Raw genomic sequence first — 25,140 nt, 5'->3', positions numbered from 1 at the left:
CCCGTGGCCGCGCGCACGACCCCGTACACCGATCCCGATGAGGAGAGCTACCGCACCATGCAGCACCGCAGCGCGTACGACCTGGTGGTCCTGGGCTCCGGTATCGCCGGGCAGACCACCGCGACCACGGCCGCCGAGGCAGGCCTTGACGTCCTGCTGGTCGAGAAGCAGCCCACCCTGGGCGGCTCCTCGACGATGAGCGGCGGCTGGTTCGCCTTCTCCGGCACCCCGGAGCAGGCCGAGGAGGGCATCGAGGACTCCGACGCCCTGTTCCGGCGCGACCTGCTGGAGGGCGGCCGGCACCTGAACGACCCGGACCTGGTGGACGCCTACCTGGCCCACCAGCACATCGCCTACCGGTTCCTGAAGGACCACGGGGTGCGGTTCCGGGAGGTGGCGATCAGCTCCGGGATGTCGGCCGCACGCGGGCACAACAGCGCGATCAAGGAGGTCCTGGCGACCCTGCACGCGGCGTTCGTCGCAGCGGGCGGCACCACGCTGACGGGCACGGCCGCGCAGCGGCTGCTGACCGACGACGGCCGGGTCGTGGGCGTCCTGGCCCAGGGCCCGGACGGGCCGGTGGAGCTGTCCGGGCGCCGCGGCGTCGTGCTGGCCACGGGCGGCTTCAGCCGCGGCACCGAACTGCTGAAGGTCTTCGCGCCGGAGCAGCTGGCAGCCATCCCGTACGGCGGGCGCGGCAACACCGGCGACGGCCTGCGCATGGCCTGGCGGCTGGGCGCGGGGATGGCGGACATGTCGTTCGTGGCGGCGACCTACGGCTCCCACCCGGAGACGGGCGAGGAGTACCACGAGCTGCTGACCGCCTACTACATGGGCGCGATCGTCGTGAACGCGGACGGGAGGCGGTTCGTGGACGAGTCGATCGACTACAAGGCGCTCGGCAGGGCCGTCCTGGACCAGCCCGACGGGCTCGGCATACAGGTGTTCGACTCGCGGGTGCGCGCGCAGTCCCACCGCGGCATCCCGCTCAAGGACATGGACACCCTTCAGGAGCTGGGGCACCTGCACGAGGCCGACACCGTGGAGGAGGTCGCCCGCCTGGCCGGCGTCACCCCGGAGGCACTGGTCGCCACGGTCGAGCGGTACAACGCCGCCGTCGCCGGGAACGCCGCGGACGAGCAGGGTCGCACGGGCCTGTGCAACGGCGTGGGCGAGCTGACGCCGCTCGACGCCCCACCGTACTACGCCTACCCGGCCAAGGCCCTGATGACGACGACCTACTGCGGGGTCACCGTCACCCCGGACGCTCGGGTCACCACCGTCGACGGCGAGCCGATCGGCGGCCTGTACGCCGTCGGGGAGGTCGTGGGCGGCTTTCACGGGGCCACCTACATCACCGGCACATCGCTCGGCAAGGGCGCGGTGTTCGGACACCTGCTCGGCGCCACCCTCGCCGGTGCCGAGCCGCAGAGCCAGGTCAGCAGCGAGCAGGGAGAGGCCACCGCATGAGCACCGTGCGCACGGAGAGGTTCGACGTCGTCGTGGTGGGGTCCGGTATCGCCGGGTCCTCGGCCGCGGTGGCGGCCACGCGGCAGGGCGCCCGGGTGGCGCTCCTGGAGAAGCAGGACACGTTCGGCGGGTCCACGGCCCTGTCGGCTGGCATGTTCTGGACCGCCCCCGACCTGGACGCCTACCGTCGCCGTGTCCCCCTCGGGGACGAGGCCCTGGGGCGCGCCGTCGTCGCGGACTACGCCGAGTGTCTACAGGAGCTACGTGCCACCGGCGAGCACGTGGCGGACACCCCGAAGACGGACATCATGACGTTCGGCATCGGCTACGCCACGGACATGCGCGCGATCCTTGCCTGGTGCCGGGTCCAGGTGGAGGCGGGCGGTGGCGCGTGCCGCACCGGCACGGCAGCGCTCCGGGTCCTCCAGGACGACGACGGCGCGGTCACCGGCCTGTCGGCCCGCACCGCACGGGGCCTGGTGCGGTACGAGGCCCCGGCGGTGGTACTGGCGGGCGGCGGCTTCCAGGGGGCGCGCGACGAGCTGACCCGTGCGATGGGACCGAACGCCGACCGGTTGCTGCTGCGCTCCAACCCGGGCAGTGTCGGCGACGGCCTGCGCCTGGCCCGGCAGGCCGGGGCCGGCGGCAGCACCGGCATGGGCACCTTCTACGGGCACCTCGTCGGAGCCCCCGTGAACAGCTTCGAACCGGCGGACTTCCTGCCGAACTCGCAGTACTACTCCGACCACACCGTCCTGGTGAACCTGGCGGGCCGCCGGTTCGTCGACGAGACCCTGGGCGACGAGATCCTCAACCAGGACCTCCTACAGCAGCCGCAGGCCAAGGGCGTGCTGATCTTCGACGACCAGGTGCGCGCCACCGTCGGCACCGATGAGCCCTTCCCCGGGCTGGGTGTCGTGGACCGCTACCAGATCGCCGTCGACAACGGGGCCCTGCACGCCCAGGGCGACACCCTGGAGGACCTGGTCACGCAGGTTGCCGCCTGGGGGATCGACCCGGCCGTCCTGGGACGGACCCTCCAGGACTACGTCTCGGCCGCCTCCGCCGGGGGCGGGTTCGCGGGCGGGCACCCGGTGTGCGCGCAGGCCCGCGCTCCGCAGACCGGCCCGTTCTACGCGCTGATGGTGCAGCCCAGCATCACCTTCACGTTCGGCGGCGTGCGCGTCGACGACCAGGCCCGCGTCCTGGACGCCGACGGCCACCCCGTGCCCGGCCTGCACGCCGCCGGGGCGGACATCGGCGGGCTGTCCCACCACGGGTATGCGGGTGGTCTCGCCCCTGCCTACATCACCGGACGGCGGGCCGGACGCAGCGCCGCCCGGGTCGCGAGCGCCGGGCGCCGCCCGCAGGCCGATCTGCCGGCCGGCATCTGAGCCACGGAACCTGACGAGGAGAAACATCATGGTCCACACCGCAGACGTCCTGGTCGTGGGTGCCGGGGGTGCCGGCATGGCGGCCGCGATCTCGGCGGCGAGCAGCGGGGTGTCGGTCGTCGTCCTGGAGAAGTGCCCGCAGGTGGGTGGGTCCACGGCGCTGTCCGTCGGGTCGTTCACAGCGGCGAACACGAGCTACCAGTTCCGGGCGGGGGTGAACGACAGCATCGAACTGTTCGTCGCGGACATGAAGACGGCGAACGGTCCGTACGAGGCGCGGGAGAACCAGTCGTTGCGGCGGATCCTGGCCGAGAACGCCGGGCCGACGGTGGAGTGGTTGTCGTCGCTGGGGGTGCAGTTCCTGGGCCCCACGCCGGAGCCGCCGTACGAGAAGCCGCGCATGCACAACGTGCTGCCGAACTCGCGGGCCTACCGGGACGCGCTGCTGCGGGAGTGCCGCCGGCTGGGCGTGCAGATCCACACGTCGGTGCGGGTGGACGAGCTGCTGTGCAACACCGACGGGGAGATCATCGGTGCGGCGGCGAACGGCGCCCGGTACTTCGGGCGCCGGGGCGTGGTCCTGACGACGGGCGACTACTCCGCCTCGACGGAGCTGAAGGCGAAGCACGTGGGCGAGGACGCGGCGAGGATCCCGCCGGTGAACCCGGCGAACACGGGTGACGGGTTCACCCTGGGAGAGAAGGCCGGCGGGTACACCCTCCAGATGGATCGCCTGTACGAGGGCCTGCGGTTCGCGCCGTCGAAACGACCGGACCTGATCAAGATGCTGCCGGCGGTCCCGGCGCTGAACCGGGTGTTGCGGTTCGTCGTGGAGCGGCTGCCGAAGAACCTGCTGGCGTACGTGATCCGAGGTGCGCTGACCAGCTGGATCGGCCCGAACGTCACCATGTACCGGGCGGGGGCGATCCTCGTGGACGACAAGGGGCGCCGCCTGGCGAACGAGGACACGGACTCGGCGATGGCCCGGGCGGTGGCCGCCACGGGGAGCAACACAGGGTTCATGGTGTTCGACGAGCAGATCGCGCGGAAGTTCTCCGCCTGGCCGAACCCGGTCTCCACCTTCCCGGGCGTCGCGTACGCGTACGTGCGGGACTACAAGCGGTACAGGCCGGACGTGTACCACCGCGCCGACACCCTGGAGGAGCTGGCGGACGAGATCGGCTTCGACCCGGCCACCCTGCGCGCCACGGTGGACCGGTGGAACCGGAACGTGCTGGACGGCAAGGACGAGGACCACGGCCGCCAGCACCTGGGTAACGGGGTCACGCAGGGCCCGTTCTACGCGCTGGGCCCCATGAACGCCTACATCACGCTCGCCGACGGCGGTCTCGGCGTCGACGACCGGCTGCGCGTGGTACGGAAGGACGGCACACCCGTGCCCGGCCTGTGGGCCGCCGGGTCCACCGGCCAGGGCGGCCTGCAACTGCTCAACCACGGCCTGCACATCGGCTGGGCGATGGTCTCCGGCCGCATCGTCGGCCGGAACGTCGCGGCCTCCCCGCACCGCACGGACATGCGCGTCGCCGCCACGGAGCCCCCGCCGGCGGATGCCTGACCGCCTTTTTTCGGGTCCACGCCCACGCCCCACGCACGATGCCGCACCTGCCCGTCGCGGGAGGGTGCGGCATCGTGCGTGGGGCGCCCTTCCTTGGCCATGGTCGCGGCCAGCACGGACTTCGGACTCACTCATCCAGGACGCGTATCGAAAACGCGTGCGGCGGTTGACGTGGCGTAGTACTCCTGGGGAGACAGAGACCTCATTCCTTCCTTCTTGTTTGGAGTCGTGGATGGCCATTCGTCGTGTCGTGCCCAACATCCGGTCGGAGGCCGCGCAGGAGAGCCGGGAGTTCTACGGCCTGCTGGGCTTCGAGGAGGTCATGAACCACGGTTGGATCATGACGCTCGCGTCCCCGTCCAGCCCGACGGCACAGATCAGCGTCATGACCGGCGACAGGACTGCGCCCGTCACCCCCGACATCAGTGTCGAGGTGGATGACGTGGATGCGGCCTATGCGGTCATGCGGGCGAGCGGCGCGGAGATCATTCACGCCTTGCAGGACGAGGAGTGGGGCGTGCGCCGGTTCTTCGTCCGCGACCCCAGCGGACGGGTCGTCAACGTGCTGAGTCACCGCTGACGGCCCTCCTGCCGGCGCGGACCCGGTCAGGCCGGGTCTGCGGCCGGGCGACGGGGACGCGGTCTGCGCGGCTGGTGAACGCCGTCCGAGAGCGGGGTGATCAGCTCATCGACCTCGCGCATCGCTGCATCGTCGCACCGTCCCCCAGTTACTCGGTCCGCCGTGGCGCGCGCACTTCAATCCACCGGTCGAGATGACCGCTAAGCACAGGTTTGAAGAAATGCGATAAAACCCTTTCTGTTCCCGGTGATGCTTTTCCGTCCGGGCTCAAGTCCCAACGACAGCAGTCCGATTCATGATAGAGTTGCAAGTAATTCGGGGCGCAGCACCAAGAAGGGGAAGAGCATGAACACCAAGAAAATCACGGCCCGACGCCTTACGGCCGAGGAAGTATCGGAGTTGGGTCCCAAAGACGAGATGTTCGTCTCGGCGGATACGGAAATCCTTCCCCTCGGCTGCTTCGCACCGGCTTTCCTGACGAAGGCAGGTAAGTATTTCGAGGGAGGATCCTTCGTCGCGAGGACGGTCTACGGCGAGACCCTGCACGTGCTCCCGGACGACAAGGACGAGAGCGGCATCTGGGTCGCCGACGAGACCGGGGAAGAGATCGAGGTCCTCCAGAGCGCCGGCGTCCTCCTGAACCTCGCCCTCTTCGTACCCGACGGAAGCACGGAGTCGCTGGAGTCGCTCTACTCCGCCGCTCGGAATGCTTTCGGCGCGGGACTCGTTCAGCGTTGGGCCGAGGAAGTCATCGAGGTGCCGGATATCAAGGTCGACCTGTTCGAGGAGCCAACTCGGGGACGCAAGAGCGCGAACGGTGTCCGCGACCGCCGCGCCTGGGACATCTACCCCACCCGAGCGCAGTTCATGGAGCCCAGCGCTGGTTGGAAGTTCGTCATGGAGCCGCACAAGCAGGTCGTCGATGACACTCCCACCATCTGAACGACTGCGGCCGGTGCACCGGACGCCGTGGGACAGCGGGTGGTGAGTCGCCGCAGAAAAAGCGACTGGGCCTGGAATAACGTTCAAGAATAATGCGTGAGGGGCTGTCCGGCAGTGGGCCGGGTGGCCCCTTTCCTGTGCACGCACTGCTGTGAGCGTGCCCAGGTGTCGTCGCCCCCGCCTCGCTGTCGCGGCACCTGTCGGAAGCGTCGAAAATTTTCGTAAACGGCAGGTCGACTGCCTTCCGACCAGCCTCTCTCGACCTCCGTCTACACCCTCCCTGTCCAGGGCAGCAGCGATCTATGGCATCGACAGGTTTTCGAAAACATTGCGGGAAACATTGACAACCTCCCCGCCAAGACCGACTCTTGTCACGTTTTCAGGTCATGCACGGCATGCGCACGACCGGCTACGTCGCCTCGTCGAGGGACGCCGGCGTGTGCTCGCGTATCCCACGGTCACCGACGGTGCCATCCGCGAGGAGGAAACACCCATGAGCGAAACCCCCCGCCCCAACCTGCCTCAGGTCAGCCGCAGGAAACTGCTTCTCGGCGGTGCCGGGGCACTGGCAGCCGCCGGGGCAGGAACCCTGCTGCTGCCCGGCACGGCCCGCGCCGACCAGACCCTCACCAGCAACGCCACCGGTACGTACAACGGGTACTACTACTCCTTCTGGACCGACGACCCGGGCTCCGTCTCCATGACGCTGGGCGCCGCCGGCCACTACAGCAGCACCTGGAGCAACACCAACAACTGGGTAGGCGGCCTCGGCTGGAGCAACGGCAGCCGAAGAACCGTGACCTATTCCGGCACCTTCAACCCGGGCAGCAACGGCTACCTCTCGCTCTACGGGTGGACCGCCAACCCGCTGGTGGAGTACTACATCGTGGAGGCGCACGGGCCGTACAACCCCGGCTCGGGCGGCACGCAGCGCGGCACGGTCAACGCCGACGGCGGTACCTACACCATCTACGAGTCCACACGGACCAACCAGCCGTCGGTGGAAGGCACCAAGACCTTCCAGCAGTACTGGAGCGTCCGGAACAGCTCGCGCACCAGCGGATCCATCAACACCGGCACCCACTTCGACGCCTGGGAAGCAGCCGGGATGCCGATGGGCGCCTTCAACTACTACATGATCATGGCCACCGAGGGCTACCAGAGCACCGGTAGCTCCAACATCACGCTGAGCGACGGGGGCACCACGCCGCCGGACGACGGGGGCAGCACCACTCCCCCTCCGGGATCCGGCACGTGCAGCGCCAGGTACACCACCACCACCTCGTGGAACGGCGGCTTCAACGGTGAGGTGACCATCACCGCGGGCAGCAACGGCGTCACGAACTGGAAGGTGCCGTTGACGTTCGCCAGCGACCAGACGCTCACCTCGGTCTGGAACGGCACGGCCAGCCGGAGCGGGAACGTGGTGACCGTCACCGCGGCCAGCCACAACGGCACCCTGAGCGCGGGACAGTCGACCAGCTTCGGCTTCACCGTCAACAGCTCCAACACCACCGCGCCGTCGATCGGCGGCTGTAGCGCCGCGTAACCCCCACACTCCGCGTACCCCGCGTGCTCCGGCGCGGTGCCCTGCCGGCATCGCGCCGGCTGCCCGGGGCGAGCCGCCCAGTTGCCCGGCGACTCTCCCCCACCCGGTCCCCTGCCGGGCCTCCGTTATCGTCGTGTGGCGCCGGCACGCGAGCGCGCGACGCTCGCCAGGGCAGGGGACGCGCCTGACCGGACGGCGCGGACGGCCGCGGGGGACGAGACGGGGAGCGAGCACCAGATCATGGGCCGGCGCTACGCAGTGGACGGGTACACCGCCGAGTTGTGCGACGACTTGCAGGTCGTCTACCGCAACCCACGCGGCAAGAAGCTTCAGCAGATACCCCACCAGCTCGCGGACACCCAGGGCGTGCGCCGGCTGTACAAGCTGCGGCGGACGCTGAGCGAGCACCCCAGGCAGGCGCGCGTGCAGGCCGAGGCCTGGGCCACCGCAGGCACGCGCGTGCCCATGGCCCTCGCCGAGGCCGACTCCGTGTGGCGCGAAGCGCTCGACGACGCCGGCGTCGAGCCGGCAGCAGACCCGCCCGCACCGGATGACGACGAGACGGCGCTCACCGCGCGGACCTACGTCCACCCCGACGACCACACCATGACGCTCCTCCTGCGGACCTCCTTCGCACGGCACTGGGACGCACTCGTGGAGTCGCAGGAGGAATGGGCGCTCACGGACACGTTCGCGACCGGCATCCGGGTTCCCGAGGACACCGAACTCCCGTTTCCCGAGCGGCTGATGGCGGCGCACCCCGGTCAGGAGCGGGAGGCCCTGGAGGCGGCCTACGACTTCGGCTGGAGCCTTTGGGGCAGCCCTCGCATCCACAAGTCCGCCGCGGACGACACCTTGGAGCACCTGGCCACGACGGCACCCAGGTTCCTCCCCGCCTTCCTCGACGAGATCGCCGACCTGTGCCTGGCGGAGGGCGGGAAGCACAAGGAGTACGCCATCGGGTACTTCACGCGCGCGAGGAACGCCGAACGCGAGCACCACACCAAGCCCGACGAGCACTGGCTCGAGGCCCGGTACGCCACCTTTGCGGACCATGGGGCCCTGGCCGTCGGGGCGGTACGCGCGCGTGCCAGGGAGCTGGCTCCCCGGGTGGCGGGAGGCCCTGGCGTGATCGCGGCGCAGTAGGTCGCGGTGCCGGCGCGGCAGGGCATCGAGGTCGGAAGCGTGGTCGCCGGTCCAGGCGACGACGCCGTCGGGCCGGTCAGCTCAGCAGGGCGGCCGTGAACGTCTCGCGTCCCTCCGCCAGCCAGGTCTGCATGCGGTCCCAGCGTTCCCATCCACCACGCTCTGCCAGCGCCTGGAGATAGCCGGGGTCGCCGTCAGCCACGCGGGCGGCGACGAAGGCCCGGCAGACCGCCGTGGCCTGCTCGATGACGCCGGGCAACTCGGAGCGGTCACGCGACGAGAGGCCGTAGCCGTCGGCGAGGATCCGCAGCCGTGCCGGCACATCCAGCCCGGCGGGGGTGAGAAGTGGCCACGGACGCGGGGTCGGCCATGGGCACCCAGTAGCGGGCGGTCATGGCGACGTCCCACAGGGGACGGCCCGGGGCCGCCAGGTCGAAATCGATCAGGGCGGCGGCACGGCCGTCGCGGAAGACGACGTTCTCCGGGCACACGTCGTTGTGGCACACCATCGTTCCGCCCTCCGGGTCGGCAAGGTCCCGGGGCCACGCGGCGTGCGTGTCGACCTCGACGGCCGCGCTGGTCTCGTGCAGGCGGCGCAGCAGGCTCCCCACCGATGCGAGGGCGGTCGTCGTCATCGCCCAGTCCGGGAACGGCGGCAGAGCCACCTCGCCGGGGATGAAGGTCAGCTGCTCACGACCGTCCGGGGTGAGACCGACAGGGGCCGGCGCCGCATCGAAGCCGTGCTCCTTCAACGCGAGAAGGAAGGCATGCAGGGCCCGCGCGTTGTGCGGCGCCGGGCGCTCCACCAGCGCGCCCCGCCGGAAGACCGCCCCCACGTTCACCATGCCGCCGACCAGCGCCTCGCCATCAGCCGTCATGGCGATCACGCTACCGCCGGATCGACCCCGCGGGCCAAGGTCGGCGCCGGACGGCGCCCTGGGTCGCTCTCATCCGGGACCCGTCACAGGAAGCGCTTGAGGAACGACCGGGTGCGCTCGTGCGCCGGGTGGTCCAGGAGGCTCGGCGGGCCCTCCTCCAGGACCACGCCGCCGTCCATGAACACCACCCGGTCCGCCGCTTCCCTGGCGAAGGCGACCTCGTGGGTGACCACGATCATGGTCAGTCCCTCGCCGGCGAGGTCGCGCATCGTTGCCAGGACCTCCCCGACCAGTTCCGGGTCGAGGGCGCTGGTCGGCTCGTCGAAGAGCATCAGCCTGGGCCGCATCGCCAGTGCCCGGGCGATCGCCACGCGCTGCTGCTGCCCGCCGCTGAGCTGCCGCGGATAGGCGGAGGCCTTGTCCGAAAGGCCCACCCGGGCCAGCAGTTCGCGGGCGTGCTCCTGCGCTTCGGCCCGCCGCCGCCTGAGCACCCCGACGGGGGCCTCGACGATGTTCTGCAACACCGTCTGGTGCGGGAAGAGGTTGAAGTGCTGGAAGACCATGCCGATGTCGCGCCGCTGCCGCGTCACCTCACGGGGCCGCAGGTGGTGGACCCGGCCCCGGTGGGCGCGGTAGCCGATGAGCTGCCCGTCGACGTGGATGGAGCCGCCGTCCATGGTCTCCAGGTGGTTGATGCACCGCAGGAAGGTCGACTTGCCGGAGCCGGAGGGGCCCATGAGGACCACGACCTCGCCGGCGGCGACCTCCATGTCGATGCCTCGGAGCACTTCCAGCGGCCCGAAGCTCTTGCGGACGCCGCGGGCGAGCATCATCGGCAGGTCGCCCTCGGCGGGCCCGGGCGCGGTGGTCCCGGGAGTCCCGGTGGCTGCTGGGGTCGTCACGGCGTCTTCTCCTTACTGGCCCGCGGCTGCTGACCGGCCCGCGGCTCCTGCGCGGTACGGCGCGGGGCGCGCCGTCGCCGGAAGAGTGCGAAGTCCCAGAAGCCCTGGGGGGCGTTGCGGGTGGCGCCGCGCGCGTAGTGGCGTTCGATGAACGACTGGCCGACGTAGAGGACGGACGTCATCACCAGGTACCACAGGCATGCCACGATCAGCAGCGGGATGGTCTCGAAGGTGCGGTTGTAGATGGACTGGACCGTGTAGAGCAGGTCGGCCAGCGCGATGACGCTCACCAGCGATGTCGCCTTGAGCATGTTGATGACCTGGCTGCCGGTGGGCGGCACGATGAAGCGCATGGCCTGCGGAAGCACCACGCGCCGCAGGGTGCGCGCGTGCGACATGCCCAGCGCGGCGGACGCCTCGCGTTGGCCGGGGTCGACGCCGAGCAGGCCGCCGCGGACGATCTCGGCCATGTAGGCGGCCTCGTTGAGGCCGAGGCCGAGGATCGCGGCGAGCAGCGGGGTGATGAGGGTGTTCGTCTGCCCGCTGGCGAACTCGGGGCCGAAGGGGAGACCGAAGGAGATGCGCGGCAGCAGCGCCGACAGGTTGTACCAGAAGACGAGCTGGACCAGCACGGGCACACCCCGGAAGAACCAGACGTACGCCCCGCACACGCCGCTGAGCACCGGGTTGTCGGACATCCGGCCCACGGCGATGAGGACACCGAGGACGATGCCGATCGCCATGGCGACGGCGGTCAGCTCCAGGGTGGTGACGATGCCCGCACCGATGATCTGCGCGCCGAAGTAGTCACCGACCGTCCCCCACTCGAAGTGCGGGTTGGTGACCAGGAAATGGCCGAGCTGGGCGGCGAGTACGGCCAGCACGCCCACGGCGAGCCACCGCAGCGGGCGGCGCACCGGCGCCGCGCCGGCGACGTCGACTTCGGGAACTCGGGAGGCGCCGGAGGCCCGCGCGACATCGGCGTCGGCGTCGGGGGAGGTGTGGGTGGGCGGTGGAGGTGCGGCGGCCATGGTCGGCTCACTCCTGTCGGGACGGGGCGTGGGCGGGATCAGGCCGGACCGCCGAGATTGACTCCGGGCTTGTCGAGCATGTTGTCCGACAGGTCCCACTTCTTCATGACCGATGCGTAGGTGCCGTTGTCCATGAGCTTCGTCAGCGCCTTGACGAGGACCTTGCGCAGCGGGGAGTCCTTGGGGATGACGGCGCCCTGGTAGAGGTCGTCGAAGCCGTTGCCCTTTCCGGTGCCGGCGAGTTCGAGCTGGCCCTTGGCCTGCTGGACGAAGTACGTCAGCGGGGCCTGGGAGGAGAAGAAGGCGTCGGCGCGTCCGGACCGCACGGCGAGGATGGAGCCGGGCTGGTCCTTGTAGGACTGCACCTGCACGGCCGGCTTGCGCGCCTTCGCGCAGTCCTTGGCCTGCTGCTTGATGACGCCCTCGGCGGAGCCGCCCGCCATGACCGCGATGCGCCTGCCGCAGGTGCTCGCCAGCGACTCGATCTTCTTCGGGTTGCCCTTCTGCACGGCGAAGACGACGTACTCGCGTACCCAGTCGACGAAGTCGTTGGAGACCTGGCGGTCCTCGAAGTCGCCGATCGGGCCGAGTGCCAGGTCGTAGCGGCCGGCCTTGATGCCGGTCAGCGAGCTGGGCAGCCCGTCCGCCGTGACGTGCTCGACCTTCACCCCCAGGAGCTGGCCGAGGGCGGTGGCGAGGTCGGCGGAGGCACCGGTGAGGCTGTGGCCGTCGGAGCCGGCGATCTCGTAGGGCGGGAAGGAGCCGTTGTTGACCGAGACCAGCTTCTTCGACGCACGGATCTTCGCCGGGAGCATCGCGTGCAGCTCGGGGTCCTGTTTGAGGGCGGGTCGCTCGGCGGACTTCCCGCCGTCCTGCCGGGCGCCCTCCGCCTGCGGCGGGTTGCTGCCGCAGGCGGCGAGGCCGAGACAGGCCAGCGCACAGACGGCGGCCACCGTGAGGCGGAGCGGTCGGCGGAAGGCGGCGTGCACGGGGGGCAACGGGTTCATCGGGGTCCTCCGGGGGCGAGGATGGTGGGGCTGACCGCGAAGCGGCGGTTCGCCAGGACGGGGAGGATGTCACGGGCCGCGGCGGTGGCCTTGGGGTCCGCGTCGGTCCAGGTCAGACCGGGGGTGCTGGTCAGACGGGCTCGGACGTTGCCGAGCGGGTCGACGATCATGCTGTGGCCGGTGTTGCGCGGGCCGCACTCGCCGCTGGCCGCGACCCAGCAGGTGTTCTCCATGGCGCGGGCGGCGATCATGACCTCCCAGTGGCGTTCCTTGCCCGGGCCGCGCACCCAGGCGGCGGGCAACGCGAGCAACTCGGCGCCCGCATCGACCAGCAGCCGGGCGAGCTCGGGGAAGCGGACGTCATAGCAGGTCATCAGGCCGACGCGGGTACCGGCGACCTCCAGCAGCACCGGCGGCTCGTCGGCGGGTCGCACGTTGGCCGACTCCAGGTCGCCGAACGCGTCGTACAGGTGCAGCTTGCGGTAGCGGGCGACGAGCCTGCCGTCGCGCAGGGCGACCAGGGTGTTGAAGACCCTGCCGTCACCGGACGGCTCGTGGACACCGACGACGACGGTCATGGCCTCGCCCTCGGTGGCGCGCGCCAGTTCGGTGACGAACGGGCCGTCCAACGGCTGGGCCACCTCGCGGATGCGGTGGCGGTCCTCGGTGAAGCGGGCGAGCACGCCCTCCGGGAGAACGAGCAGGTCGGCTCCGGCGCGGACGGCCTCGGTGGTGAGGTCCCGGCAGGCGGTGAGGTTGTCCTTCCAGTCGGGGCTTGCGGTGAACTGTCCGACGGCGGTGCGCATCGAGGTACTCCGTGCTCGGCGGTCCTGCCCGTGGGCGGGGACCCGCGGTTCAGTGGGTGGCGGCGGCCGGCGCGCCGGGGGCGGCCAGCGCCGGATCGGGGAAGAGGGCGTCGGCGTCGATCGGCTCGGGCCAGATGCCCTGGGCGTGCAGCTCCTCGCAGAACGCGCGGATCATGGCCGCGTTGCCGTCGGTGCCGTACGGCATCCAGTCGTCGCCGAAGAGCAGCGCGGACTCGGTGAGCTCGCGCAGCAGCCAGGGCGAGGTGTCGGCGAGCAGCCGCCGGCGCTGCACCCAGCGGCGCTTGGACTCCTCCAAGGCGGTGAGCAGGACGCCGGCGAGATCCGGATGGGCTTCGACGACCTCGCGGCGCACGGTGACCAGGTGGATGCCGGGCACGAAGCCGTGCCGGCCGAAGTAGGCGCGCTCGGCGGCGGCGTGGTCGGCGAGCAGGTGCCGGAAACGGCTGTCCCGGGTGAACAGTTCGGAGGGCATGAAGGGGCTCAGCACGGCGTCGAGCCGGCCGGCGGCCAGTTCCTCGACGAGCGACTCGCCCTCGGCCATGACGGAGACGTTTCCAGGAAGGGGACGGCTGCCGAGCCGGTCCTTGCCGGTCTCGTCGGCCGTGAGCGGGCCCACCCGCCAGTCGACGGAGTCGAGCCGCACGCCCTCGGCGCGCAGCAGGGCGCGGGTCCAGGTGTTGCCGGAGTCGGGCCAGCCGGTGAGCCCGATCCTGGTGCCGGCCAGCTCGGAGAGCCGGGTGAGCGTGCTGTCGGAACGCACCAGCACGCAGCGGTGGCGGAAGCCGCGCATGACGAACGCCGGGATGCCGACGAGCCGGTCGTCCCCCGCGGCGCGGGCCTGTGCGTAGCGGCTGAAGGAGGTCTCGCCGCCGTCGAGGCCGGGTTCGGCCAGGACGTCCGGCGTGATGTCGCGCGCGTCGATCCGGAAGGTGAACCCGGGGGTTGCGATCCGTCCGGAGGCCAGCGGGACCAGATGGTCCCAGTCGCGTAGTCCGAGACGGATGACGGGTGGGGACACGTGCGCTCCTTGCGTCGTACTTCGTGGGGTTCGTCCGGCAGCGTGCCGTAAGCACCAGGACGTCCCCGCAGAATCAGGAGGCTATTGTTCAGGCCCACGGGCGTACAAGACCGATTTTGTTCCTGAACATAGCTTTCCCCGAGGGTGATCCGGTGGTTACGCTGCGGCAGCGGCGCGATCGGCACAGGGAGCGACGTGACAGACACGCAAGACGCGGTGGACGACGGCGCGGACTCCTCCGCGCGCCGGCTGACGGCACAGACGCTGGCCGGACGGCTGACCGACCCGAGCGCGCGGGGCATCGCCGGGACGATGACCGACCTGATCAGGGGCGGCGAGCTGGCCCCGGGCGCGGTGCTGCCCACGGTGCGGGCCCTGGCCGCCCGGCTCGGTGTGAGCCCGGGTACGGTCGCCGACGCCTGGTCGGTGCTGCGCAGGCATCGCATGATCACCACGCAGGGCCGGCGCGGCAGCGTGGTGAGCGGCCCGCCGGCCATCACCCACCCGGTGCGCTACGAGCGGGTGGGCGACTTCGGCGACCACCTCACCCTCGACCTGGCGGTCGCCGCCCCGGACCCGGCGCTGCTGCCGCCGCTGGAGGCCGCCCTGGCGGCGGGGGCGCGCACCCCGCGGCTGCATGACTACTCCCGCACCGCCATCACCCCCGCACTGCTGGCGGCCGTGCAGGACTCCTGGCCGTTCCCGCCCGAAGCGTGGTTGGCGGTCGGCGGCGGCTTCGAGGGCGTGCACCTGCTGTGCCAGGCGCTGCTGGTCCCCGGGGACCGGGTGGCCGTGGAAGAGCCCACCGCGCCGCGCCTGTTGGACATCCTCGACGCGCAGGAGGTGCGCGCGGTTCCGGTGGCCTGCGATGACGAGGGGCCGTTGCCCGGGTCGCTGGACGAGGCGCTCGTCGACCGGCCCGCCCTCTTCCTCTACCAGCCGCGGGCGCAGACGCCGCAGGGCTGGTCGCTGACCGCCGGGCGGGCCGGCGCACTCGCCGCGACGCTGGAGGGATCGCCGAACACCGTGGTGTTGGAGGACGACGGCATCGGGCCTCTGGCCCGGCACCCCGCGCACAGCGTGGGCACCCGGCTGCCCCGGCGCACCGTGGTGGTGCGCTCCTACTCCAAGGCGTACGGTCCCGATCTGCGGCTCGCGGTCATCGGGGGCCCGCAGGACGTCGTCGAGCGGGTGCGCGTGCTGCGCACCTACGGCACCGGCTGGACCAGCCGCATCCTCCAGGACACGCTGGCCCACCTGCTGTGCGACCCGTCGACCGGCGAGCGGGTGGCAGATGCGGCACACCGGTACGCGGTGCGCCGCACGGGGCTGGCGGAACGGCTGGCCGTGCACGGCGTCCCCACCCGGAACCTGGACGGGCTCCAGCTGTGGGTGCCGGTCGCGGACGAGACCTCCGCCCTGGTCACGCTTGCCGCCCGGGGCACCACCGTCTCACCCGGCAGCCGGTTCTGCCTCACCCCGCAGCCGCCGCACGTACGGGTGGCCACCGGCCGGCTCCCGGAGGACGGCACGGCGCTGGACGCGACGGCCGACCTGCTGGCGCGGGCGGCACGGGCGGTCCACGGCAGCTGAACGCGTACCGGGCCGGGCCGGGCCGGACCGGGCCGCGGCGCGGACGGCCGGTGCACGCCGCACGCGCAGGACGGCACGGCCACCGCCCCGGCCCACCGGGGCCGGGCGGGACCGCCGCATACGACGCAGCCGTGCTCCTGCGTCCCACCGCCACTTCGCTGAACCGTTCCATCCGCGACCGGAACGCGGGAGCGCTCCTGCGGCTGCTGCTCCGTGAGGCGATGGGCCGCAAGCCGGATGACGAACTGGTCGGGCCGGTCCGGAGCTTGACCATGCGCCAGATGCGACGCAGGGAAAGCGTGCTGGGCGACGCCGCCCGGTACCGCTCCCCCGCGCTGCTCGGCGTCTTCGCCACCGCCACGCGGAGATCGCCAGGTCCGGCGGTATCAACCTCAAGCTGTGGGGCGGAGCCGCCATGCTGCTCCTGTCGACGTTCTTCACCGTGTGGATCCGCCTGCGCCCGCCTCGCACCGGCTGACCGGGGCGACGTCAGGGCACCAGCCCGTGGCGGTAGGCGAAGACGACCGCCTGCACGCGATCGCGGAGGCCGAGCTTGGTGAGGATGCGGGATACGAAGGTCTTGACGGTCTCGCGGCTGATCACGAGCTCTGCGGCGATCTCGCTGTTCGAGAGGCCGTCCGCGATCAGGCGCAGCACCTCCAGTTCGCGGGGCGTCAGCGGGAGGTCTCGTGGAGCGCCCGGGGCGGGGCGGATCCGGGCGGCGTACTGGCCCACCAGGCGGCGCGTCACGTCGGGGTCGAGCAGCGCCTGGCCCAGGGCGACCGTACGGATCGCGTGCAGCAGCCGGTCGGGCGGCGCGTCCTTGAGCAGGAACCCGCTGGCACCCGCGCGCAGCGCCTCGTACACGTACTCGTCGAGGTTGAACGTCGTCACCACGAGCACCTTGACGGGGTGTTCGACATCCGCCGCGGCCAGCAGCCGGGTGGCCTCGATGCCGTCGAGGACGGGCATGCGCACGTCCATCACGACCACGTCGGGCTTCAGCTCGGCCGCGAGGCGCACCGCCGTCCGGCCGTCGCCGCACTGACCCGCCACCTCCAGGTCGGGTTGGGCGTCGACGATCGTCGCGAGACCGGCACGGATCATCGCCTGGTCGTCGCAGATCAGGACCCGGGTCGGCGCACTCATGAACTGCTCCCTGCGGGTATCCGAGCGCGGACGACGAAGCCGTTCGCCGGCGCGCGTCCGGCGCTGAACTCGCCGCCCAGGACGTCGACCCGTGCTTTGAGGCCGGCCAGCCCCCGGCCGCTCCCGCCGGCGGACGCGTCCCTGGTCCCCGAGCCGTCGGTGTGCACTTCCACCGTGATCCCGCTCTCGCCGTGCCGCACCAGGACCGAAGTCCTGCCGCCGTGATCGTACTTGAGGGCGTTGGTCAGGGCCTCCTGCACCACGCGGTAGGCCACGAGATCGGAGCTGCCGGTCGACGCGGCGGGCGTGCCCTCCTCGGTGAAGTCCACCGGCTGCCCGGCCAGCCGCGTCTGCTCGACGAGCGTGAGCACCCGGCCGACCGGCGGCGTGCGGGGCTGCCCGGTGCCGTGATCCGGGTTGAGCAGGTCGAGCAGGTGCCGCAGGTCGGTGATGGCCCGCCGCCCGGTGTCGCTGACGGCGGCCAGGGTCTCGTCGAGCCGGTCGGGTGCGGCGGTCAGATACCGTGCCGCCTCGGACTGCACGACCATGGCGGTCACGTGGTGGGTCACCACGTCGTGGAGTTCGCGGGCGATGCGCGTGCGCTCGGCCCTGCGGGCGTCCTCGGCGACCCGGCTGCGCCGCTCGGCCTCCGCGGCGCGCGCCGAGCGCATCCAGGCGCCGATGCCCCAGGCGAGAGCCAGCGCCAGGTAGAAGGTCACCAGCTCGGCGACCGGCTCGTCCGAGCTGCTGCGCCGGCGCAGCTCGACCGCCAACGCCACGAACGCCACGGAGGCGACGGCCAGCGCGGCTCGCCGGTAGCGCTCCACGTACGAACCGGCGCTCAGGAGGGCGATGGGCAGCGCGCTTCCGGCGAACAGGTGGTAGCCGCGGAGCTGGTCGAGGGCGAAGCCGAGCGACACGAGGGCGAGGCAGACGAGCGGCCAGCGCCTGCGTGCGGCGAGCGGGAGGCACTGGAGGACGGCCGCCGCACCGGCGAGCAGGTCGACGGGCCGGGTCGGCAGGCCACCGACCTCCGTTCCGTCGCCCCGCAGGCCCGGCAGCAGCGACGCGACGAGAAGAAGCACCCCGAGCGGGAGGTCGCGGACGGTGACATCGAGCCCGCGCCACAGCTCCAGGATCCGTCGGCGGTCGATCATCGGGGAAGTGTAGCCGGGGAGTTGATCTCCGAGCCGGGCCGGAAAACCCGCGGCACGATGTCTCCGCGGCAGCGGGCCAACCGCAGGAGGACGAGCCTCGGCAGCACACCGAAGCCCACGGAGTACACGCTGCCGTCGGGACCGAAGTACACGCTGCCCTCGGGGCCGAAGTGCACGCTGCCCTCCGGTCCGAGCTCACCGCCCGTGCGCAGCTCCGGGCCTGATGCCGTGGCGTCCCGCAGCCCCGTCCGGCCATCGCCCCGGCGCCTCAGCCCTCCTCCACCCACGTCGGTGGCGTTGCCGCCGGGCGCGTAGGCCGCCACCGCGGCAGGGAACTGCCGGACGAACCGCACGGGAACTCCTTCGTCGGGCCCGTCACAGAGGTGTCGCGGGCTGCTGGGTAGCTACGCACCAGGCCGCCGAAGGTCGTCCCCTCGGGGTGGGCACCTTGCTGTAGCTCGCTCGGGGGACGGCGCGGCGCTCGGCGTCAGCGCTGGTGGGCGACGCGGGTGGCGACGTCCTGGACGGCCTTGAGGGCGAGGTCGGGGCGGTCCTTGTGGATGTAGTGGCCGCTGCCCTTCGCCGTGGTGAGGTGGCTGTCGGTCGAGATGGCGCGCCACTCCTGCTGCCCCTTGGCCCACATCCGCTCCAGGGCAGGCCGGTACTCGGGAACCTGGGTGTACTCGGACTCGTGCTCGAGGATCTGCACGGGGATGTGTCCGGCCGAGCGGACGGGGCCGTCGGCGATGACGAACTGCTCCGGGTTCTTGCCCTGGTTGGCGGCGAGCGCACCGTCGCGCACCTGCGCGGGTGCTCCCTGGGCGTCGGCGGGGATGGTCCGTTTCATGTCGCGGGTGAGGTGGGGGATCGTGGCGTCGAGGAGGACCAGGCCCTTGACGCGCCCGGTGTTGGCCGGGGTGTAGCGGGCCGCGATGTAGCCGCCGAGGGAGTGACCGGCCAGCACGACGGGGCGGTCGCCGGCGAGGCGGTCGAGTACCTGGGTGAGGATCCGGCTGCTGTCCTCGATGTACTGCGGACCGTCGGCCTTGTCGCTGGCGCCTTCGCCGAGGCGATCGTAGGAGCAGACCCGGAGAGTCTTGCTGAGGGACTTCTGGAGTTGGGCCATGTTGCCCAGGCCTTCGCCACCGCCGGGCATCAGCATCACCAGGGGCTGGTCGGTGCCGGTACGGCCCGAGCAGGAAACGTTGACCGTGTGCCCGTCCACGCGGATCTTCTTGACGCCCGTGAAGGTGTCACCCGCTGAGCCCGCGGCGGCGTCCTTGTCCTCCGAGCTGGCCTTGCCGTACTCCTCGTTGAGGACGAGCCCTCCACCGACCACGGTGCAGACAACCGCGATGGCGGCGATGGCCTTGGCGAAGGTGCGGAACATCAAGGGCCTCCAGGAAGAAAGCAGGAAGAGGGGAGCACGGCTCACGACGGTGGTCGGCTCGCCGCCGGTCACACCCGGCAACGGACGAAAATCTAGGGTCGCCGCAGGCCCGCGTCGTCACCCCGTGGTGGACACCTGCCCGCGTCATCCGTAGCTCCCGCGGGGGAAGCCGGCGCGGCCGTTCGTGCACCTGCTGCGCGAGCAGCCGGTATGGCTGCATGGCTGCCGATGCCGGCGCCCGGTTCCCCGGATCAGCCCAGACGATGTGTTCCGGCGGCCGGGAACTCCGACATGTCCGTAATGATCTATGCGGCCCACCCGCCCCTACGGCGCGGTGGTGCCCCCGTCCGGCCGGATCGCGGTGGCAGCGCCGCGGGAGGTCACCCAGGGCACGGAGGCCTCAGGCGGGGTGGACGTGGAGCATTTCGGGGCCCTCGGGTACGCGCTGTGGCAGCGTGCCCTGTCCGCCCCCGGCTCCCCCGACGTGGACGAGGGCATAGCGGCCTTCCGGGTCGCGTACCGGCACGCGGACACGGAGTCGTCACGGGACGCGTGCGTGCAGGGGCTGTGCGAGCTGCTCGTGTTGCGCTACCGGGTGTCAGGGCACCTGTCCGACCTGGATGAGGCCATCGCCCTGCACGGAGGAACTGCCGACCGGTACCGGGACAACCCGCAGGACGCACCGGGATTCGCCGCTGCGGCGACCGCGCTGCAACGCCGTGCCGAGGCGGTCGGTGATCACCGGGCGAACCAGCTCGCGCAGATCATGCGCATTCTTCAACACCGTGACAAGCGGGCCGGCATGCTGAAGTCGTTCTTCAACATGCCGTATGGCCAGCTGGCGGCGATGGCCGGTGAGAGCGTCCTCGCTGACCCGATGTTTCTGGACGAAGTCGACGCGGTGATCGAGAGTTCCCGGTTGCGACTCGACGGGACGACCGGGGACGAGCGGACGGCCGCACTGCACGAACTGGTGGACGCGCTGAACGCGCGGGCGCGGGCGTCCGGTGGCGAGTTCGCTGACGAGTACATCGCCCGGCTGCGCGAGCTGACCGTGGGCCTGCCCGGCTGGCACCGCGCCGCGCATGAGGCGGAGCTCGGGTTCGCACTGCACGACCGTTTCCACCGGCACGGGGACACCGGCGATCTGAGCGAGGCGTTGTCGTGTCTGGGACGGGCTGCGGCGGTGGACACGGTGCCGACGCTGTTCCGGCTCGTCGCGGCGAAGGCACGAGGGCACTTCGCCGCCCAGGCGGAGCGCTGGGAGGTCGCCGACGACGCATACGGCCTCGCGATCGACCTGCTCCCCCGACTCGCCGCGCGGCACCTCGGCCACGGCGACCATCTGCGGCAGCTGTCACAGCTCACCGGGCTGGCGAGGGACGCGGCCGCTGCGGCGATCCGAAACGGTGATCCTGCGCGGGCGTTGGAGCTGCTGGAGCAGGGTCGCGGGCTGCTGATCGGGTACGTGCTGGACACGCAGCACGATCTCGACCCGCTGGCGCAGGCGGAGCCCGCGCTGGCGGAGGCGCTGCGCGATGCCGGTGACCGGCTGGCCGAGGAGGTGGACCCGCACGCCCCTGCGGTGCCGGGCGTCCCGAGCGTGGCCGACCGTCGGATCGAACTCGTGCAGGAGTGGGACAGAGCCATCGCGGCGATCCGGATGGCGCCGGGTTTCGAGGACTTCCTCGCACCGCCCCGCCTGTCGGACCTGATCACTGCGGCCGTCGACGGCCCGGTGATCACGGTGAATGTGAGCCGATTCGGCTGCGACGCGCTCGTGCTGACCGAAGCCGGGGTGACGGTGGTGCCGCTGCCGGGACTGTCGGACGCAGAGGTGCGCAAGCGAGCGGCGGGGTTCCTCGCCGCATTGCCGTTCGCGGAGTTGTCCCCGGACGACGAGGAGGCGACCGCCGGCGCGCAGGAACCGTTGCGGAACACGCTGTCCTGGCTTCGGGAGACCGTCATAGGGCCGGTGTTCGAACGTCTGGAGGGGCACGAGCGGGTGTGGTGGGTCCCGACGGGTCTCCTCGGTGCACTGCCGTTGCACGCGGCCGCGCTCGACGAGGCGGTGTCGTCGTACGCGCCGACGATCAGGGCGCTGCGCGCGGCACAGACCCAGCGCCCGCCGGACACGGTGCTGACCGGTCAGGTGGTTGCCGTCGCGGCCGCACCCGGCCTGCCACCACTACGCGGCGCCGCGGCGGAGGCCGCCCGGCTGGCAGAGCGCTTTCCGGCCTTCGGCCACCTGTCCGGCACGGCGGCTTCCCGGGACGGTGTGCTGGCCGCCTTCCGCGAGGTCGGCTGGGCCCACGTCGCCTGCCACGCGAGCAGCTACACGGCCCGGCCGGTCGACAGCGCCCTGCACCTGTCCGACGGCCCGCTGACAGCACTCGACGTACTCGCGGTGAGGCCGGGCCGGGGCCACCTGGTCTACCTGTCGGCATGCGAGACCGTACTGGCCGACCCGGCCGTGGCCGACGAGGTGATCCACCTGGGCTCCGCCTTCCACACGGCAGGCTTCCGCCATGTCGTCGGCACCCTGTGGCGCGTCACCGACGGAACGGCCACGGAAACAGCGCGCCTGTTCTACGAGAACCTGCCCTCCGAGCTGGACGCGGACCGGGCAGCACAGGCCTTGCACACGACGGCGGTCGAGCTACGGGCCCGCTACCCACGATTTCCAGCCAGATGGGCCGGCTACGTCCACATCGGCCCGTAGCCCCCCGGTCCCTTCCACACGCCCGGCGCAGCTTTCCCGGAGGACTGGATCCTGCCGGATGCGGGGGGTGACGAGGCCCAAAGCAGCACCCCGCCCGCCGTCATTCGTGGAGCCCCGCCAGCCGACTGCCCACGCGGGCGATCAGCGAAGTCTTCGCCAGACTGCGCTTCTCCTCCCGCGCGTCGGCGATGCGGAACAGCTCGTACATGCCGTGTACGCCGAGCCAGCGCAGCGGCTCCGGCTCCCAGCGCGGCGATCGGTAGCCGACCCAGGGCAACCGGGTCAGAGCGGTGTCGCGGCCGAGGGTGAGGTCCACCAGGGTGCGGGCTCCCACGTTCGTTGCCGTGACCCCGTGGCCGGCGTATCCACCCGACGTTCCGACGCGGGTGCCGCGGTCGTAACTCACCCGCGCGCACCAGTCCCGCGTGACGCCGAGGACGCCCGACCAGGCGTGCGCGACCTCGACGCCCGCACGCGGAAAGTAGCGGTCGAGCCGGCCGACAAGTTGCCGGACCGTTGCCGCCGGGGTGACGCCGTCGCCCCCGGTGCCCGACTGGAACCGGTAGGGCGCTCCCCGGCCGCCGATCGCGATCCGGCCGTCCGCGGTCCGCTGGGCGTAGACGAACGTGTGCGCGGCGTCGCTGAGGCATTCGGCGGCGCCCCAGCCGATATCGTCCCAGTCCCGCTCGGAGAGTGGATGAGTGACGATCATCGAGCTGTTGACCGGGATCATGCTGCGGCGGCCCAGCAGGGGAATGCCGTATCCCTCGGTGCAGACGAGGACGTGCCCGGCCTTCAGGTCGCCCGTCGCCAGCCGCACGCCACCCGGGCCCACGGCCTGCACACGGCTGCGTTCGAAGATCGTCACGCCGCGGCGTTCCACCACCGCCGCGAGCCCGGTCACCAGCTTGCCGGGATGGATCCGGGCCACCGCCGGGTAGTAGAGGCCGCCGGTGACGTGCTCGGCGTTGACCCGGGCACGTGCCTGTGCGCCGTCGAGCCAGTGGACCTGGTCCTCGGTCAGGCCGAAGCGCAGGTCGCCGTCCCGTCGTGCGGTGAGGCGGCCCGCGGCGGCAGGGGTGGTGGCGAGCACGAGGTTGCCGCCCCGCGTCTGGTCCGCGTCGATCCCCTCGCGGGCGCAGACCGCGAGGAGTTCGTCGATCCCGTCGAACATCGCCCGCTGGAAGTCCCGTGCTCCGGCGGCCCCGCGCGGCCCCCGGGCGTAGCGCGCGCGGTTGCCGGGGATCAGGTGCGAGGCCCAGCCGCCGTTGCGTCCGGAGGCGCCGTAGCCGACGTGTTCGGCTTCCAGCACGGCGACGCTGAGGGAGGGCCGGTGCTCCTGGAGGTAGTAGGCCGCCCACAAGCCGGTCAGCCCGCCTCCGACGATGGCGACGTCGACCTCCCGCGGACCGGTTCCGGGTGCCCACGATGTCCGGGTGGGGCCGGTGCCGGCGAGCCAGTGCGAGACCTGGCCGTTGCGGTATCCGCTGCTCATGCGTTCACCTCGGCGGGCGCGGGCGTCGCGGGTGCGCGGACGGATTCCCTCCTGGGCAGGGCGAAGCAGGCGACGGCCATCAGCAGCGAGACCGCCCCGGTGCATGCGGCGACGGGCCACACGGACCCGGTGTGCGACAGCAGATAGGTGGCGATGATCGGCCCGAACCCGCCGCCGATCATTCCGGCGAGGTGGTAGCACAGGCTGGTGCCGGTGTAGCGAACCTCGCGGGTGAACAGTTCCGCCACCTCGCCGGCGAGCACCCCGTAGGAGGTGCCGACGAACACCATCGCCACCGCGACGGCCGTGTACAGCGCAAACGCATCGCGGGTGTGGATGAGGGCGAACGCCGGGCCCGCCCAGACGAGCAGGCCGACCGCCGAGGCGATGGCGACACCGCGCGCGGTGATGCGCTTGGCGAGCAGCACACCCACGTAGATGAACGCGCCCTCGACGATCGCCGCGATGAGGTTCGCCGGCAGGGTGATCGCGGTCGACATGCCCAGCGTCTCGGTGGCGTAGGTCAGCACGAACGACGTGAGCAGGTAGTAGGTCAGGAAGACTCCGGTGAAGGCGAGGGTGCCGACGACGGCCGGGCGGAGCTCCTTGGTCAGCACCTGGAGGAACGGAACCCGTGCCTGCTCCTGCCGTTCGGCGGCCTTCCGGTATTCCGGCGTCTCGGCCATCTTCAGGCGGATGAACAGGCCCACCGGGACCAGCAGCGCCGAGAGCAGGAACGGCACGCGCCAGGCCCAGCCCTGCATGCTCTGCTCGTCGAGGGTCCGGCTCAGCACGGTGAACACGACCGTCGCCACCAGCAGGCCGCCCGGGCTGCCGAACTGGGCGAAGGACCCGTAGAGGGTCTTCTTCCGTTCGGGTGCGTTCTCCGTCGCGATCAGCACGGCGCCGCCCCATTCGCCACCGACCGCGAGGCCCTGGACGAGGCGCAGCACGATCAGCAGGATCGGCGCGGCCACCCCGATGGTGGCGTAGCCCGGCAGCAGCCCGACGAGGAACGTCGCGATCCCCATCGCCAGCAGCGTGACGACCAGCGTGCTCTTGCGGCCCCAGCGGTCACCGAAGTGCCCGAACACGATGGCGCCCAGCGGTCGCACGATGAAGCCGACCGCGAGGGTCGCGAAGGACAGCAGGGTGCCCACCAGCGGATCGCTCTCGGGGAAGAACACCGCGTTGAACACCAGCGCGGACGCGGTGCCGTAGATGAAGTAGTCGTACCACTCGATGGCGGTGCCGACGAACGACGCGGCGGCGATGCGCCCTGCCGGCGTCGCTGAGGCGGTGGTGCTCATGAAG

Annotated in this window: 20 protein-coding genes and 1 pseudogene; 9 read left to right on the top strand and 12 right to left on the bottom strand. The window is 71.5% G+C overall.

Annotated elements, in window-relative coordinates; all coding sequences use genetic code 11:
* Positions 1 to 3: 3 nt before the first annotated feature.
* The 7 genes from NQO67_RS01135 (at position 4) to NQO67_RS01105 (ending at position 8,657) form a co-directional block, all read left to right on the top strand.
* The gene (locus NQO67_RS01135; protein WP_308295606.1) at positions 4 to 1,470 is read left to right on the top strand and encodes an FAD-dependent oxidoreductase; all 1,467 of its coding nucleotides are present in this window, start codon (positions 4 to 6) and stop codon (positions 1,468 to 1,470) included.
* Positions 1,467 to 2,864: an FAD-dependent oxidoreductase gene (locus NQO67_RS01130; protein ID WP_255945362.1), complete on the top strand. Its 1,398-nt coding sequence runs from the start codon at positions 1,467 to 1,469 to the stop codon at positions 2,862 to 2,864. The genes NQO67_RS01135 and NQO67_RS01130 overlap by 4 nt, the downstream gene beginning before the upstream one ends.
* Positions 2,865 to 2,892: 28 nt before the next feature.
* Entirely contained in the window at positions 2,893 to 4,440 is a 1,548-nt protein-coding gene (locus NQO67_RS01125; RefSeq protein ID WP_255945360.1) for an FAD-dependent oxidoreductase, read from the top strand.
* A 232-nt stretch (positions 4,441 to 4,672) separates the two neighbouring features.
* A complete protein-coding gene (locus tag NQO67_RS01120; protein WP_255945358.1) occupies positions 4,673 to 5,020 on the top strand; it encodes a VOC family protein in 348 nt (115 codons plus the stop codon).
* Positions 5,021 to 5,365: 345 nt separating this feature from the next.
* The gene (locus NQO67_RS01115) at positions 5,366 to 5,962 is read left to right on the top strand and encodes a hypothetical protein (RefSeq protein ID WP_255945356.1); all 597 of its coding nucleotides are present in this window, start codon (positions 5,366 to 5,368) and stop codon (positions 5,960 to 5,962) included.
* A 493-nt stretch (positions 5,963 to 6,455) separates the two neighbouring features.
* On the top strand, positions 6,456 to 7,511 hold the full coding sequence (locus tag NQO67_RS01110) for a glycoside hydrolase family 11 protein (protein ID WP_255945354.1): 1,056 nt from the start codon (positions 6,456 to 6,458) through the stop codon (positions 7,509 to 7,511).
* 135 nt (positions 7,512 to 7,646) lie between these two features.
* A complete protein-coding gene (locus NQO67_RS01105; RefSeq protein WP_255945352.1) occupies positions 7,647 to 8,657 on the top strand; it encodes a hypothetical protein in 1,011 nt (336 codons plus the stop codon).
* Positions 8,658 to 8,733: 76 nt separating this feature from the next.
* On the opposite strand, the pseudogene NQO67_RS01100 reads toward NQO67_RS01105, so the two are convergent.
* From NQO67_RS01100 to NQO67_RS01075, 6 genes and pseudogenes are all read right to left on the bottom strand, one after another.
* Positions 8,734 to 9,535, bottom strand: a pseudogene (locus NQO67_RS01100) (phosphotransferase).
* A gap of 83 nt (positions 9,536 to 9,618) precedes the next feature.
* On the bottom strand, positions 9,619 to 10,368 hold the full coding sequence (locus NQO67_RS01095; RefSeq protein WP_255946660.1) for an amino acid ABC transporter ATP-binding protein: 750 nt from the start codon (positions 10,366 to 10,368) through the stop codon (positions 9,619 to 9,621).
* Positions 10,369 to 10,433: 65 nt separating this feature from the next.
* Complete coding sequence (locus tag NQO67_RS01090) at positions 10,434 to 11,468, bottom strand: amino acid ABC transporter permease (RefSeq protein ID WP_255945350.1); 1,035 nt, start codon at positions 11,466 to 11,468, stop codon at positions 10,434 to 10,436.
* 38 nt (positions 11,469 to 11,506) lie between these two features.
* A complete protein-coding gene (locus tag NQO67_RS01085) occupies positions 11,507 to 12,475 on the bottom strand; it encodes an ABC transporter substrate-binding protein (protein ID WP_255945348.1) in 969 nt (322 codons plus the stop codon).
* Positions 12,472 to 13,281, bottom strand: coding sequence for a nitrilase-related carbon-nitrogen hydrolase (locus NQO67_RS01080; RefSeq protein ID WP_255945346.1), 810 nt, complete (start codon positions 13,279 to 13,281; stop codon positions 12,472 to 12,474). Before NQO67_RS01080 ends, NQO67_RS01085 begins: the two co-directional genes overlap by 4 nt.
* Before the next feature lie 49 nt (positions 13,282 to 13,330).
* Entirely contained in the window at positions 13,331 to 14,320 is a 990-nt protein-coding gene (locus NQO67_RS01075) for a substrate-binding domain-containing protein (protein WP_255945344.1), read from the bottom strand.
* 195 nt (positions 14,321 to 14,515) lie between these two features.
* On the opposite strand from NQO67_RS01075, the gene NQO67_RS01070 reads away from it, so the two are divergent.
* Positions 14,516 to 15,913, top strand: a complete 1,398-nt coding sequence (locus NQO67_RS01070) for an aminotransferase class I/II-fold pyridoxal phosphate-dependent enzyme (RefSeq protein ID WP_255945342.1) — start codon at positions 14,516 to 14,518, stop codon at positions 15,911 to 15,913.
* A 489-nt stretch (positions 15,914 to 16,402) separates the two neighbouring features.
* Here NQO67_RS01070 and NQO67_RS01065 read toward each other — a convergent pair whose 3' ends face one another.
* From NQO67_RS01065 to NQO67_RS01050, 4 genes are all read right to left on the bottom strand, one after another.
* Positions 16,403 to 17,062, bottom strand: coding sequence for a response regulator (locus tag NQO67_RS01065; RefSeq protein WP_255945340.1), 660 nt, complete (start codon positions 17,060 to 17,062; stop codon positions 16,403 to 16,405).
* On the bottom strand, positions 17,059 to 18,219 hold the full coding sequence (locus tag NQO67_RS01060) for a sensor histidine kinase (protein ID WP_255945339.1): 1,161 nt from the start codon (positions 18,217 to 18,219) through the stop codon (positions 17,059 to 17,061). The genes NQO67_RS01065 and NQO67_RS01060 overlap by 4 nt, the downstream gene beginning before the upstream one ends.
* Positions 18,216 to 18,572 carry a hypothetical protein gene (locus NQO67_RS01055; RefSeq protein WP_255945338.1) on the bottom strand — a complete coding sequence of 119 codons (357 nt, stop codon included), beginning with the start codon at positions 18,570 to 18,572 and terminating at the stop codon, positions 18,216 to 18,218. Before NQO67_RS01055 ends, NQO67_RS01060 begins: the two co-directional genes overlap by 4 nt.
* Positions 18,573 to 18,706: 134 nt before the next feature.
* Positions 18,707 to 19,609: an alpha/beta fold hydrolase gene (locus NQO67_RS01050; RefSeq protein ID WP_255945337.1), complete on the bottom strand. Its 903-nt coding sequence runs from the start codon at positions 19,607 to 19,609 to the stop codon at positions 18,707 to 18,709.
* A gap of 307 nt (positions 19,610 to 19,916) precedes the next feature.
* On the opposite strand from NQO67_RS01050, the gene NQO67_RS01045 reads away from it, so the two are divergent.
* Positions 19,917 to 22,331, top strand: a complete 2,415-nt coding sequence (locus NQO67_RS01045; protein WP_255945336.1) for a CHAT domain-containing protein — start codon at positions 19,917 to 19,919, stop codon at positions 22,329 to 22,331.
* Positions 22,332 to 22,431: 100 nt separating this feature from the next.
* Here NQO67_RS01045 and NQO67_RS01040 read toward each other — a convergent pair whose 3' ends face one another.
* Together NQO67_RS01040 and NQO67_RS01035 are read right to left on the bottom strand one after the other, a co-directional pair.
* A complete protein-coding gene (locus NQO67_RS01040) occupies positions 22,432 to 23,826 on the bottom strand; it encodes an NAD(P)/FAD-dependent oxidoreductase (RefSeq protein WP_255945335.1) in 1,395 nt (464 codons plus the stop codon).
* A complete protein-coding gene (locus tag NQO67_RS01035) occupies positions 23,823 to 25,136 on the bottom strand; it encodes an MFS transporter (protein WP_255945334.1) in 1,314 nt (437 codons plus the stop codon). Before NQO67_RS01035 ends, NQO67_RS01040 begins: the two co-directional genes overlap by 4 nt.
* Positions 25,137 to 25,140 lie beyond the last annotated feature (4 nt).

Source organism: Streptomyces odontomachi (assembly GCF_024435355.1).
Lineage (GTDB): Bacteria > Actinomycetota > Actinomycetes > Streptomycetales > Streptomycetaceae > Streptomyces > Streptomyces odontomachi.
This window is presented reverse-complemented; position numbering and strand designations above follow the sequence as displayed.